Source organism: Pseudomonas sp. JL3, from assembly GCF_031570575.1.
GTDB lineage: Bacteria > Pseudomonadota > Gammaproteobacteria > Pseudomonadales > Pseudomonadaceae > Aquipseudomonas > Aquipseudomonas cucumis.
The window spans coordinates 116,439-129,582 of the sequence record NZ_JAKWJK010000006.1 but is presented as its reverse complement, the minus strand read 5'-3'; the positions used below and the strand labels follow the sequence as shown (position 1 = coordinate 129,582).

Genomic DNA, 13,144 nt, shown 5'->3' with positions numbered 1-13,144 from the left:
CTCCTTTTGATTGTGATTTTAAGATCAACAAGAGATTTCAACGGAACGTGCCGGGCGCCTTGAACAACAAAGGTCGGGGCCGGGCAGGACGACTTTGCAAACTATCCCAGGTAAACAGATGCGGGCGTTCAATCACATACCCTTGAGCGTAATCCACTCCGATCTCCAGCAATGCCTGCTCGATCTGAGGTGTTTCAACGAACTCTGCAATCGTGCGCTTACCCATGACATGACCGATGTGATTGATCACTTCGACCATGGCGCGGTTAATCGGGTCGTCCAGCATATCCTTTACGAAACTCCCGTCGATCTTCAGGAAGTCTACAGGTAAATGTTTCAAGTAAGCGAATGAGGACATACCGGCGCAAAAGTCATCTAGCGAAAAGTGACAACCTAAACCTTTGAGTTCATTGATAAATCTAATTGCGCTGCCCAAATTTGCAATCGCGCTGGTTTCTGTAATTTCAAAACAAATCATTTCAGGTGGAATTGAATATGCAACAAACTGTTCACGAAGGAAGTCCAGAAACGCCTCATCTCCGATAGTAATACCTGACAGATTTATCGCACACATGGCCAGCGGCCCTTCGCGCTCTTGGGCGATGCACTGAGCAATGACTTTGAAAACGTTCTCCACCACCCAACGGTCAATCGACGTCATCAAACCGTAACGCTCGGCGGCCGGAATGAAACTGTCCGGCAGAATCAGGCGCCCCGCCTCATCATGCAAGCGCAGCAGGATTTCGATATGCCCGCCGCCATGCTCACCCGGGCCAAGGGGCGCGATTTCCTGGGCGTACAGGCAGAAGCGGTTTTCTTCCAGCGCTATGTGCAGACGCTGTACCCACGCCATCTCGCCATAGCGCAGGGACAGCTCCGAGTCGTCGGCGTGATAGACCTGAACCCGGTTGCGGCCCTTTTCCTTGGCCATGTAACAGGCCATGTCAGCGGCACGCAGCGAAGCTTCGAGGCTGGCCGGACTCTGGGTCACATGCACCAGACCGATGCTCACGGTGGTCACGAACGGCCGGCCTTTCCAGACAAAGTGCAGGTTCTGCACGGTCTGGCGCAGGCTTTCGGCGATTTTCTCGGCCGCTTCCGGCGCACAGTTTTCCAACAGAATGCCGAACTCGTCGCCACCCAACCGGGCCAGGGTGTCGCCTTCGCGCAACCCTGATTGCAACAATGCACAAATATGCCGCAACAGCTCATCGCCCGCCGCATGCCCGCAGGTGTCGTTGACCAGTTTGAATTGATCCAGGTCGAGAAACATCAAGGCGTGACGCCCCGCCTGGCGCGTCAGGTGATGCAGGGCCTGTTCGAGGCGATACTCGAACTCACGGCGGTTGGCCAGCCCGGTCAGGGCATCATGGGTCGCCTGCCAGGACAGATTGGCGATGTATTGCCGCTCCTGAGTCATGTCATGCAGCACCAGCACGGTGCCACTGACCTTGCCCGTATTGCGAATCGGCGCGCCGACCAGAGTGACCGACACCGTGCTGCCATCCAGACGCTGGATCAGTTTGGAATGCTCGCTGCCACCACTGAGCTGACCGCTCAAAATGTGCTCGATCAAGGTAAAACCATCAGCCTGAGCGTTCTCGTCCAGCAGATTGAACAGCGCTGCCAATGGCAACCCCGCCGCGTGTTCGGCCTTCCAGTGAGTCAAGGCCTCGGCGGCCGGATTCATATAGGCGATCGCACCCTCGACATCCGTAGTGATCACCCCATCGCCAATCGATTGCAGAGTGATCTGTGCCCGGTCTTTCTCCAACTGCAAGGCATCGGCGAAGGCATGGCGCTGCTTGAGCAGTTTATGTGTGCGCAGCAGGGCCAACACAATCAAACCCAGCGCAGTGGCGAGGTTGGTCACCAACAGCAGCCGCAGAATCACCCGCGAGCCTTCGCCCAAGGCATCACTGAATGCTTTGGCGGCTGGTGTCACGCCATCGTTGATGGCAAAAATCTGGTCTTTCCAGCGTTTGACGTCGGCATCGGTGGCCTGGCTATCGGTAATGCGCTGATGCATCTCCCGCGCGACGTCATCAAGTTGCATCAGGTACGCGTCACCGACCGTCCAGAGTTCGATGGCTTTTTCAAGGTAGCTGAAGTGCCGGAAATTGAGGTACAGCCAAATCACGCTGGCGACATCGTCCGGGTGGTTGCCGCCCTTTAGGATGGCGATTCGCGCCGCCTCGATATTCGGTGGATGATGATCCAGCGCCAGGCGCAGTTCGTGGCCACCCTGAGGTACGGCAATCGCGTTCTGGTATTTGAGAAAAATCGTTTCGTCGCGACTGTCGGCATAGAGATTGAGGTAATAGATGGCGTCTTTCTGGCCCTTGGACCACAGGCTCTCCCCGCCGACGTAGCCGCGAACCGCCGAAAGAACGTAAAGGCTGACGCCTCCCAACAAGGCCTGAAATAACACGACGGCGATAAAAGGCCAGACGATGCCCAACAACCGAGGGGTTCCGAGAGTCCTTTTTTGCTTCATGAGGTCCCTTGTATTGACACTGCTCGATCGTCGTCCGGACGAAAACGCTATAGCTAGACTAGGATGGGTTCTCACTCTAGGCAAGCCGGGGAAGCTCATGCTCAACAGGGGCATAGTCCCAGCGCTTCAGGGCTGGGCTTCGTCCTCATGTGCTCTCCCTTGCCGGGGAAAACGCCCTGAACGTCCCGTGGCACTCATCTAGTGCTGCTGCAGATGCCCATAAAGTTTGGCGTACAAACCACCATCAGCAATCAATTGCTGATGGTCGCCATCCTCGGCAACTTGCCCACCATCGAACACCAGCACCCGGTCGGCCTGCTTCACCGCGGACAACCGGTGCGCAATGATCAGCGTGGTGCGGTTGCTCAAGAACCGCGCCAATGCCTGGTGAAGGTTATATTCGGTGGCCGCGTCCAGGGCAGACGTGGCCTCGTCGAGGATCACCACTTTGGGTTCGGCCAACACCATCCGCGCAATCGCCAGGCGTTGACGCTGCCCGCCGGACAATCGCACACCGGAGCGCCCGACAATACTGTCCAGGCCGTTGGGCAACTCACGCACCGTGTTGTGCAGTTGAGCAATTTCCAATGCCTGCCAGCAGGCTTCGTCGCTGCGTTCGCGGCCCATGGTCAAGTTGGCGCGCACGGTGTCGTTGAACAGTGCCGGATGCTGCAAGACCACGGCGACATTTTCACGCACGGTTTCCAGGCCGATCTCTTCCTGAGTCGAACCACCGAAACGGATGGTGCCGGCCTGGGGCGTATACAAGCCCAGCAACAACTGCACCAGGGTGCTTTTGCCTCCCCCGCTGGCGCCGACAATCGCGACTTTCTCACCGGGGGCAATCGACAGGTTCATTTGGTTCAGCACCAACTCGTCGCCGTAGCCGAAACTCAGCCCCTGGACTTCGATGCCCACCGTGTCGCGCCCTTGGAACGGGTCGACACTGCCGGTGTATTGCGGCTCATCAGCACGGGCCAGCAACTCGTTGATCCGCGACAGCGCACCGCCGGCGGCGTAAAAGGCGTACTGCAAATTGAGCAGTTGTTCCACCGGACCGATCATGAACCACAGGTAGCTGAACACGGCTAGCATCTGGCCGATGGACAGGTCGGAAAACAGCACGGTGAGCATGGCCGCGGCACGGAAAATATCGATGCCGAACTGGAACAGCAAGCCGCTGGCGCGGTTCGATGCATCGGTTTTCCACTGCGAGTTCACCGCGTAATCGCGCACCTCACGTGCTCGTTGGCCCAGCCGTCCGAGGAAAAAGCCCTGACGGTTACCGGCGCGCACTTCCTGGATGGCATCCAGGGTTTCGGTCAAGGCCTGGGTGAAGCGCGAGGTGCTGTCGTTCTCGAGTTTCTTCAGGTGTTTGACCCGCTTGCCCAACAGCACCGTGGCATAGATCACCAGCGGGTTGAACAGCAGGATCAGCAGCGCGAGTTTCCAGTGCATCCACATCAGGATGGAGGCGGTGCCCACCAGCGTCAGCATGGCCACAAGGAAACGACTGAGGGTTTCGCCGACGAATTTGTCCAGCGTGTCCAGGTCGGTGACCAGGTGCGTAGTCACCGTGCCGCTGCCCAGGCTTTCGTATTCCCCGAGCGAGATGCACTTGAGTCGCTCAATCAACCGCACCCGAATCCGATACACGATGTCCTTGGCCAACGCCGCAAACAATTTCGCCTGCACCACGTTGAACAACAACGCCGCACAGCGTAGTGCCAGGGTCACCAGCAGCATCAGGCCAATGTAACCCGCGGCTTTCTGCCAGACGTCGGGCAGCGCATGGTTCATGATTTTCAGCGCCGCGTCACCGTGGCCCAGCAGCACTTCGTCGACCAGCAACGGCAACAGCAAGGGGATCGGTACGCTGCACAGCGTTGCCAATACCGCGACGCCGTTGGCGATCCACAAGGATTTTTTATGGTGAAGGGCCAGGCGACGGATTTCCGCCCAGCTCAGACGGTCGACACGTGCAGGGGCTGGAGCGTCGTCGGGCAGGTCATGCACAGGCAGCGCGCTCCAGCCAGCGGCCGAGCAACGGAGACAACACACTCAAAGGTTGATAGCCATTGGTCAACAACGCCAATTGACCATCGCGCTCTGCCAGCAAGGTCGGGAAACCGGCAATGCCCAGGTCCTGGACCCAGGTGAAATCGGCAGCGGTGGCGGCGTGCTGATCGGCACGGTCGAAGGCGGCGGCGAACTCGATGCGCGGCAAACCGGCCTGCTCTGCCAGCTCCACCAACACGCTGGCGTGGGTGACGTCGCGCCCTTCGGCGTAGAACGCATGCTGGATCAACCCGAGCAGTTTCCACGCGCAATCCGGTGCCAGGCTGCGCGCCGTCACCAGCGCCCGACAGGCAGGCTCGGTGTCGTAGACAAACCCATCGGGCAACGCACCTTCAAACTTGAAAGGTTGGCCGGTGGCCTCGTGGACCGCCTGCCAGTGCTCAAGGATGTAGCGCCGAGTGGTCGGCTCCAGCGCCGAGCCACTGCCGGTACGCAAACCGCCGACGACCAGATGCACGTCCACCCCCGCTGCCTGCGCCTGCTCGACCAGCGCGTTGGCCACCGGCGCAAAACCCCAGCACCAGGAACACATCGGGTCCATCACATAGAGCAGGCGACGTGCAGACATGGTTCAAGCCTCGGAAGGAGTTTGCTTGTAGTTGTAACCGATCGGGTGCGGCATGTTGCGCGCCTTGGCCAGTTCGATCTGCTTCTGCCGGTCGATGGCACTGCGACGGGTTTTCTCGCTCAGCTTATCCCAGCAATGCGGGCAACTGATGCCGGCCACGTAATGCTCGGATGCACGGTCTTCCACACTGATGGGCGTACGACAGGCATGACATTGATCGTAGTCGCCTTCGCTGAGATCGTGACGCACGGTCACGCGGTTATCGAACACGAAGCAGTCGCCCTGCCATTTGGTTTCTTCCTGCGGCACCTCTTCGAGGTACTTCAGAATGCCGCCCTTGAGGTGATAGACCTCATCGAAGCCCTGGCTGAGCATGTAGCTCGAAGCCTTTTCGCAGCGAATGCCGCCAGTGCAGAACATCGCGACCTTCTTGTGCACGGCCGGGTCGAAATTGGCTTTGATGTAGTCGGGGAATTCGCGAAAACTGGTGGTCTTCGGGTCGATGGCGCCTTCGAAGGTGCCGATCGAGACTTCATAATCGTTACGGGTGTCGATCAACAGCACTTCAGGATCGCTGATCAGCGCGTTCCAGTTCTGTGGATCCACATAGGTGCCGACCTTTTTGTTCGGGTCCACGCCTTCGACGCCGAGGGTGACGATTTCTTTCTTGAGTTTGACTTTGGTGCGATAGAACGGCTGCTCGTCGCAATACGACTCTTTGTGGTCGATGTCGTCCATGCGCGGGTCGTTCTTGAGCCAGGCCATCAGCCCGTCAATGCCTTCGCGGCTGCCGGACACGGTGCCGTTGATGCCTTCTTCGGCGATCAGCAGGGTGCCTTTGATGCCGTTGTCGACCATCGCTTGCAGCAGCGGCTCGCGCAGGGTGACGTAATCTTCCAGGGTGACGAACTTATACAGTGCCGCCACGACAATCTGTTGTGTCATGGGTAATTCTCCAGGTGGCTACCCTCGTAAGGGGTGAACCGGATGCGAAAAAAAACGCGCCGGGTGAGCGGCGCGTTGCGGATTCTAGCAAAAAACCGATGCTTAATGCTTGCTGCCGCCAGCACAGGTCGGCGAAGCCGGGGCCGCGTCGATCTGTGCCCATTCTTCTGGCGTGTAGGTATGCAGCGCCAACGCATGGAACTCGCCCATCAGCTCGCCCAAAGTGCCGTACACCTTCTGGTGACGCTTGACGCGATTGAGGCCTTCGAACTGCTGGCTGACCACCACCGCCTTGAAGTGGGTCTGCAACCCACGGCTGTGCATGTGGCTTTCATCCAGCACTTGCAGATGCTCGGGCTGTAGCTGACCGAGCGTCGATTCGATGCGTTGTTGCATGGTCATCCCGAACTCCGCTTAAGGCTTTTTCTTGGCAGGAGCGGCGCCCTTAGGCTCCAGCTCGGCCGTCATGTCAGCCAGCAGTTTGTTGACCACAGGCACCGCGCTTTCCAGCTTGGCTTGAGTCATCTGGGCCGATTGCTGAGTCAGCTGTGGCATTTTTTCCAGGACTTTCTTGCCCAGTGGCGACTTGTAGAACGCAACCAGATCCTTGAGCTCGGATTCGCTGAAATTGGTGGTGTAAAGCTTGACCATGTCAGGCTTCAGCTTGTTCCAGCCAATGGCTTGATCCAGAGCGGCGTTGGCCTTGGCCTGGTAAGTTTCCAGCAGGGCTTTTTTCGATTCAGGGGCTTTGGTTTGGGCAAAGCGCTGAGCGAACATTTGCTGCACTTGCATATACACCGGAGTGCCCAATTTGTCAGCGTGCGCCAGGGTCAGGAAAGCTTCGGCACTGGCGTTGTGGCTGGCGGTATCGGCAAAAACCTGGCCGCTGGCGCAAACCAGTGCAACCGCGGTACAGATGGCACGAAGACGAGTCATCGAGTTTCCTTTTCTAGCAGGCGAGGCAAAACCTCAAGGGCGACCATTCTGCACCTAAAAAAGTGTGTCACTCAACCCCAAGCCTTGTCGCACCTGATTTAGAGGGGCTGAACGGTCAAATTCCAGACTGATGGAACCACGGCCGGCGATCACGGCCTAAACTGCGCTATCACCTACAGGAGTGTGCATGATGAGCCGTATCGAAACCGACAGCCTGGGCCAGGTAGAAGTCCCGGATGACGCTTACTGGGGCGCTCAGACGCAACGCTCGCTGATCAACTTCGCCATCGGCAACGAGCGCATGCCACTGGCCGTGCTGCACGCCCTGGCCCTGATCAAGAAAGCCGCGGCGCGCGTCAATGATCGCAATGGCGACCTGCCCGCCGACATCGCCCGCCTGATCGAACAAGCCGCCGACGAAGTACTCGACGGCGACCATGACGATCAGTTCCCGTTGGTGGTCTGGCAGACCGGCAGCGGTACCCAAAGCAACATGAACGTCAACGAAGTGATCGCCGGTCGCGCCAACGAACTGGCCGGCAACCCGCGCGGCGGCAAGACGCCAGTGCACCCCAACGATCACGTCAACCGTTCCCAGAGTTCCAACGACTGCTTCCCCACGGCCATGCACATCGCGACGGCTCAGGCGGTGCAGCAGCATTTGCTGCCGGCGATCAGCGAGTTGTCTGGCGGGTTGGCGGAGTTGTCCGCGCGGCACATGAAACTGGTCAAGACCGGTCGTACCCATATGATGGACGCCACGCCGATTACCTTCGGCCAGGAACTCTCGGCGTTCATCGCACAACTGGATTACGCCGAGCGGGCGATCCGCAGCGCGCTGCCGGCGGTCTGTGAACTGGCTCAGGGCGGCACGGCGGTGGGCACCGGACTGAACTCGCCCCATGGTTTTGGCGAAGCGATCGCTGCTGAACTGGCCGCCCTCTCCGGCTTGCCGTTCGTCACCGCTCACAACAAATTCGCCGCCTTGGCCGGTCACGAACCGTTGGTCACCCTCTCCGGCGCCCTGAAAACCCTTGCCGTAACCCTGATGAAAATCGCCAACGACCTGCGTCTGCTGGGCTCCGGGCCGCGAGCGGGGCTTGCCGAAGTGAAACTACCGGCCAACGAACCGGGCAGCTCGATCATGCCTGGCAAGGTCAACCCGACCCAGTGCGAAGCGCTTTCGATGCTGGCCTGTCAGGTATTGGGCAACGACGTTGCCATCGGTTTTGCAGCCAGTCAGGGCCACCTGCAGTTGAACGTGTTCAAACCGGTGATCATCCACAACCTGCTGCAATCGATCCGCTTGCTGGGCGATGGCTGCAGTAACTTCCAGCAGCATTGCATCGCCGGGCTGGAACCGGATGCCGAGAAAATGGCCGAGCATCTGGAACGAGGTTTGATGCTGGTGACGGCACTGAACCCGCATATTGGGTACGACAAATCGGCGGAGATTGCCAAGAAGGCTTACAGCGAGGGGCTGACCCTGCGTGAGGCGGCGTTGCAGCTGGGGTATCTGACCAATGAAGAGTTTGATGCGTGGGTGCGGCCGGAGAATATGCTGGAGGCGGGTGCCAAAGGTTGAAACTGATCGTTCCCACGCTCTGCGTGGGAATGCAGCCCGGGACGCTCTGCGTCCCAAGAGCGGACGCAGAGCGTCCATTGAGGCATTCCCACTCAGAGCCTGGGAACGATCAACTGGCCGCCATCCGCACCCGCCGGGCCCTGAGCCCCGCCATCAACGATGGCCCCAACGCCACGAGCGCCGACCCGAGCACCACCAACACCGCCCCGCCATAACCCAGGCCATTGATCTGTTCGGCATGCACATACTCCGGCCATAACCACGCGGCCATGGCCACGGCGGCAAAGGTCACCAGCGGTGTGATCGCCAGCGTCGCACTGACCCGTGAGGCCTCCCAATGGGCCAGGGCTTCGGCGAAGGCGCCGTAAGCGATCAAGGTGTTCAAACAACACGCCAGTAGCAGCCAGCCTTGCAGCGGGCTCAGTTGCAGCGCTTCCAGTGGATGCACCCACGGCGTCAGCAACAGCGCGCAGAACAGGTAAATCACCATCATCACCTGCAACGAATTCCATACCGTGAGCAACTGCTTCTGGCCCAAGGCATAGAAGGTCCAGACCGTGGACGCCAACAGCACCATCAGCACACCGGCAGTGTAATCGGTCAGGGAGGTGAGCAACTCACTCAAGCGCTGATTGAAGAACAGCGCAAAGCCGATCAGCAGCACCAACAGGCCAATCCCCTGCCCCACGCTGAACCTTTCCTTGAACACGAACAGACTGGCGATCAGCAACATGATCGGGCCCATCTGCACCACCAGTTGCGCGGTGCCGGGGCTGAGCAGGTTCAAGCCCATCAGGTACAGCACGTAGTTACCGACCAGTCCGAGTACCGCCATCAACACCAGCCAGCCACCGCGCGGGCCGAGGACTTTGCGACTCGGCAGACGTTTGGTCGCGGCCAGATAAATGAACAGGCAGCCGCCGGACACCAGCAGGCGAAACCAGGTCACCGTCACCGGGTCCATCACCAGCAGCACCTGCTTGAGCTTGATCGGCAGGATTCCCCACAGCAACGCGGTCAGCAAGGCCAGGAACAGACCATAAACCCAGCGACCCGATGAAATATGCATGCTGACCCCGAAGCCGATTGGCGAAAACGGTCATTCTAGGCACAGACCGGGGCGCGACACAGGGACAGTTGCCGACGGGCCGCGAATGAAACTGTGCAGGTCGCACCATAAAGTTGACGATATGCCGTCGATCAGGTGGCCAGGCGTGGCAAGTGGTTCATGCATAAGCTCATTGAAACCGTCATCCGTAGGAGATCGCCCATGTACGGCATGCGCGCCCAAGACAACGCCCCCGCCACCCACTTTCGTTGTGACCGGTTGTGTCGTGTGAATGGAGAGCTGTATTTCACCACGCGAGAACACACGCTGGAGGGACCGTTTGAAAACCGGGAGGCAGCGGTGCGTGAGATTCAGGTGTATATCGAGCGGATGCAGTTCTTGTGTATGAGCCGGTAAACCGCGGCGCCTGCATTCGCGGGCAAGCCCGCTCCCACAGGGTTTGTGGCGTTCGCTGTATTTGTGATCGCCACCAACTACTGTGGGAGCGGGCTTGCCCGCGATAGCAATGCAACAGTCTCTACTTAATCAGGGTACTTACCGCACCGCCTCAAACAACCCCGTAGCCCCCATCCCGCCACCCACGCACATGGTGACGATGCCGTAACGCAGGTTACGCCGCTGCAACTCACGCACGATGTGCCCGACCTGACGCGAACCGGTCATGCCGAACGGATGGCCGATGGCAATCGAACCGCCGTTGACGTTGTACTTGTCGTTATCGATTTCCAGCCGATTGCGGCTGTACAGGCATTGCGAGGCGAACGCTTCGTTGAGCTCCCACAGGTCAATGTCGGCGACTTGCAAACCCTTGGCTTTGAGCAACTTCGGCACCGAGAACACCGGGCCGATGCCCATCTCGTCCGGCTGGCACCCGGCGACGGCGAAACCGCGGAAGAAGGCTTTGGGCTTGAGCCCCAGCGCCAGGGCTTTTTCCAGGCTCATCACCAGGGTCATCGAAGCGCCGTCGGACAGCTGCGACGAGTTGCCGGCGGTCACCGAGCCGTCTTCGGCAAACACCGGTTTCAACCCGGCCAGGCTTTGCAGCGTGGTGTCCGGGCGGTTGCAGTCGTCGTGGTCGACGATGCCGTCGAGGATCTGCACCTGGCCGGTGGCCTTGTCTTCGACGCGATACTTCACCGCCATCGGTACGATTTCATCGTTGAACAACCCGGCCGCCTGCGCCAGGGCGGTACGTTGCTGGCTTTGCAGGGCGTACACATCCTGCTCTTGGCGACTGACATCGTAACGACGCGCGACAATCTCGGCAGTCTGGCCCATGGGGAAATAGATGCCCGGTACCTGCTCTTTCAGCAGCGGGTTGATCAGGTTGTCGGTGTTGACGCTTTTCATGGTCAGGCTAATCGACTCGACGCCACCGGCGACGATGATATCGCTGCACCCCGAAGCGATCTGATTGGCGGCAATGGCAATGGCCTGCAAGCCTGACGAACAGAAGCGGTTAAGGGTCATGCCACCCGTGCCGATGCCCAGGTGCGACAGCACCGCGACGTTGCGACCGATGTTGAAGCCCTGGGCGCCTTCGTTGGAGCCGGCGCCGACGATGCAATCCTCGACGCTGGCCGGGTCGACGTCATTGCGCGTGAGCAGCGCGTTGACGCAGTGGGCCGCCATGTCGTCCGGACGGGTCATGTTGAACTTGCCGCGAAAGGATTTGGCCAGGCCGGTCCGTACGCTGTCGACGATCACCACTTCACGCATGGCATACACCTCATTGTTGTTGTCAGTCAGGAGTTGGACCGAGCATAAGCCCACCCTATGACTGACCGCGACAATCATTCACCCCGCGTATGCGTAGCCATCGGTTCAGCGTTTGCGTTTTTGCAGTTTCCTCTGAAGTTTGTCGGACTTTTTGAATGCCTCTTCCAGTGCCTGATTGAGGGTGCGCAAGACCTTGACCCGCGCCCAGCGCTTGTCGTTGGCTTCCACCAGCGTCCACGGCGATATCTCGGTGCTGGTGCGATCGACCATATCGCCAACAGCCACACGGTAATCGTCCCATTTGTCGCGATTGCGCCAGTCGTCTTCAGTGATTTTGAAGCGCTTGAAAGGGATCTGCTCGCGTTCCTTGAAACGCTCGATCTGAGTCTGTTTGTCGATGGCCAGCCAGAACTTGACCACAATCACTCCGGCATCGGCGATCTGCTCTTCGAAGTCGTTGATCTCGCCGTAGGCGCGCATCCAGTCCGCCTTGCTGCAAAAGCCTTCGATGCGTTCCACCAGCACCCGGCCATACCAGGAACGGTCGAACACAGTGAATTTGCCCCGGGCCGGAATATGCCGCCAGAACCGCCAGAGATACGGCTGCGCCCGTTCATCCTCGGTGGGCGCAGCGATCGGTATGATGTCGTACTGGCGTGGGTCGAGCGCTGCGGCCACCCGCCGGATTGCCCCGCCCTTGCCTGCCGCGTCGTTGCCTTCGAACACCGCGATCAACGCGTGACGACGCATGCGCTTGTCGCGCATCAGCCCGGAAAACCGTGCCTGCTCGGTAATCAGTTGCTCTTCGTAATCGTCCTTGTCCAGCTGCAGGGTCAAGTCCAGGCTGTCGAGCAGATTCACTTGATCGACGCTGGGAAACAAGGGCGCTGCACTGACTTTGTGTGGGTGAATCCTGGGTCTCTTCAGCGCGCTTTGCAGACCCTCGAGCAAGATCTTGCCAACCGTCAGGCTCCGATAGCGCGCGTCCACGCCGGCGATCACATGCCACGGCGCATAGTCGCGGCTGGTGCGGCGCAGCACCCGTTCGCCGTACTTCACGAATTTGTCGTAGGTCGCGGATTGTTGCCAGTCCAGCGGGCTGATGCGCCAGCTGTGCAGCGGGTCGTCGGCCAACGCCTTGAGCCGCGCTTTCATTTGTTTTTTGGAGAGGTGAAACCAGAACTTGAAGATCAGCGCGCCTTCGTCGCACAGCATCTTCTCCAACCGCTCGGCCCCATTGATGCTTTGATCGAGTCGCGGATCCTTGAACAAACCATGAACCCGCCCTTGCAGCATCTGGCTGTACCAGTTGCCGAAGAAAATCCCCATGCGGCCCTTGGCCGGGAGCATCCGCCAGTAGCGCCAGGCCGGCGGTCGCGCCAGTTCTTCGTCGGTCTGCTGGTCGAACGTACGCACCTCGATCAGGCGCGGGTCCATCCATTCATTGAGCAACTTGACCGTCTCACCCTTGCCGGCTCCTTCGATGCCATTGATCAAAACGATGACCGGAAAGCGGTGTTGCTGCCGAAGTTCGAACTGCGCTTCGAGCAAGGCTTCACGCAACGCTGGCAGTTCGGCGTCATAGGTTTCTTTGTCGATGGCATGACCGATTTCGGCGGATTCGAACATAGAGCGGCTCCTTCCAGGATTGATCAAGACTAACGGAAGATGGAGGTTTGTGGTGAAGCAAAAAAGAACAAAAGATCGCAGCCTTCGGCAACTCCTACATGGGATCGATGTACACCT

The 13,144-nt window shown here is 59.2% G+C and carries 11 protein-coding genes; 2 read left to right on the top strand and 9 right to left on the bottom strand.

Annotated features, from left to right (window positions below):
* Positions 1-37 precede the first annotated feature (37 nt).
* The 6 genes from MMG91_RS13340 to MMG91_RS13315 form a co-directional block, all read right to left on the bottom strand.
* On the bottom strand, positions 38-2,497 hold the full coding sequence (locus MMG91_RS13340) for an EAL domain-containing protein (protein WP_310659860.1): 2,460 nt from the start codon (positions 2,495-2,497) through the stop codon (positions 38-40).
* A gap of 198 nt (positions 2,498-2,695) precedes the next feature.
* Positions 2,696-4,513, bottom strand: a complete 1,818-nt coding sequence (locus tag MMG91_RS13335; RefSeq protein WP_305446440.1) for an ABC transporter ATP-binding protein — start codon at positions 4,511-4,513, stop codon at positions 2,696-2,698.
* Positions 4,506-5,108, bottom strand: coding sequence for a DsbA family protein (locus MMG91_RS13330; RefSeq protein ID WP_187326510.1), 603 nt, complete (start codon positions 5,106-5,108; stop codon positions 4,506-4,508). The genes MMG91_RS13335 and MMG91_RS13330 overlap by 8 nt, the downstream gene beginning before the upstream one ends.
* A 39-nt stretch (positions 5,109-5,147) precedes the next feature.
* Positions 5,148-6,089 carry a rhodanese-related sulfurtransferase gene (locus MMG91_RS13325; RefSeq protein WP_310659859.1) on the bottom strand — a complete coding sequence of 314 codons (942 nt, stop codon included), beginning with the start codon at positions 6,087-6,089 and terminating at the stop codon, positions 5,148-5,150.
* Positions 6,090-6,191: 102 nt separating this feature from the next.
* Complete coding sequence (locus MMG91_RS13320; RefSeq protein ID WP_310659858.1) at positions 6,192-6,491, bottom strand: BolA family protein; 300 nt, start codon at positions 6,489-6,491, stop codon at positions 6,192-6,194.
* 12 nt (positions 6,492-6,503) lie between these two features.
* Positions 6,504-7,025, bottom strand: a complete 522-nt coding sequence (locus tag MMG91_RS13315; protein ID WP_310659857.1) for a DUF2059 domain-containing protein — start codon at positions 7,023-7,025, stop codon at positions 6,504-6,506.
* Positions 7,026-7,215: 190 nt separating this feature from the next.
* Between MMG91_RS13315 and MMG91_RS13310 the strand changes: the two genes are divergently transcribed.
* A complete protein-coding gene (locus MMG91_RS13310; RefSeq protein ID WP_310659856.1) occupies positions 7,216-8,610 on the top strand; it encodes a class II fumarate hydratase in 1,395 nt (464 codons plus the stop codon).
* 109 nt (positions 8,611-8,719) lie between these two features.
* Here MMG91_RS13310 and MMG91_RS13305 read toward each other — a convergent pair whose 3' ends face one another.
* A complete protein-coding gene (locus MMG91_RS13305) occupies positions 8,720-9,679 on the bottom strand; it encodes a DMT family transporter (protein WP_310659855.1) in 960 nt (319 codons plus the stop codon).
* A 201-nt stretch (positions 9,680-9,880) separates the two neighbouring features.
* Between MMG91_RS13305 and MMG91_RS13300 the strand changes: the two genes are divergently transcribed.
* The gene (locus MMG91_RS13300) at positions 9,881-10,075 is read left to right on the top strand and encodes a DUF6316 family protein (protein ID WP_310659854.1); all 195 of its coding nucleotides are present in this window, start codon (positions 9,881-9,883) and stop codon (positions 10,073-10,075) included.
* Between the two features lie 138 nt (positions 10,076-10,213).
* Here the strand turns inward: MMG91_RS13300 and MMG91_RS13295 are convergent, their stop codons facing one another.
* Complete coding sequence (locus MMG91_RS13295; RefSeq protein ID WP_305502833.1) at positions 10,214-11,398, bottom strand: thiolase family protein; 1,185 nt, start codon at positions 11,396-11,398, stop codon at positions 10,214-10,216.
* Between the two features lie 105 nt (positions 11,399-11,503).
* Positions 11,504-13,027, bottom strand: a complete 1,524-nt coding sequence (pap, locus tag MMG91_RS13290) for a polyphosphate:AMP phosphotransferase (protein WP_310659853.1) — start codon at positions 13,025-13,027, stop codon at positions 11,504-11,506.
* Positions 13,028-13,144 lie beyond the last annotated feature (117 nt).

What these genes read in the sequence shown, in the direction of transcription:
- MMG91_RS13305 (WP_310659855.1), bottom strand. Translation starts at nt 9,679, where the DNA reads ATGCATATTTCATCGGGTCGCTGGGTTTATGGTCTGTTCCTGGCCTTG.
- MMG91_RS13295 (WP_305502833.1), bottom strand. Translation starts at nt 11,398, where the DNA reads ATGCGTGAAGTGGTGATCGTCGACAGCGTACGGACCGGCCTGGCCAAA.
- MMG91_RS13310 (WP_310659856.1), top strand. Translation starts at nt 7,216, where the DNA reads ATGAGCCGTATCGAAACCGACAGCCTGGGCCAGGTAGAAGTCCCGGAT.
- MMG91_RS13315 (WP_310659857.1), bottom strand. Translation starts at nt 7,025, where the DNA reads ATGACTCGTCTTCGTGCCATCTGTACCGCGGTTGCACTGGTTTGCGCC.
- MMG91_RS13330 (WP_187326510.1), bottom strand. Translation starts at nt 5,108, where the DNA reads ATGTGTTCCTGGTGCTGGGGTTTTGCGCCGGTGGCCAACGCGCTGGTC.
- MMG91_RS13325 (WP_310659859.1), bottom strand. Translation starts at nt 6,089, where the DNA reads ATGACACAACAGATTGTCGTGGCGGCACTGTATAAGTTCGTCACCCTG.
- MMG91_RS13340 (WP_310659860.1), bottom strand. Translation starts at nt 2,497, where the DNA reads ATGAAGCAAAAAAGGACTCTCGGAACCCCTCGGTTGTTGGGCATCGTC.
- pap (WP_310659853.1), bottom strand. Translation starts at nt 13,027, where the DNA reads ATGTTCGAATCCGCCGAAATCGGTCATGCCATCGACAAAGAAACCTAT.
- MMG91_RS13300 (WP_310659854.1), top strand. Translation starts at nt 9,881, where the DNA reads ATGTACGGCATGCGCGCCCAAGACAACGCCCCCGCCACCCACTTTCGT.
- MMG91_RS13320 (WP_310659858.1), bottom strand. Translation starts at nt 6,491, where the DNA reads ATGACCATGCAACAACGCATCGAATCGACGCTCGGTCAGCTACAGCCC.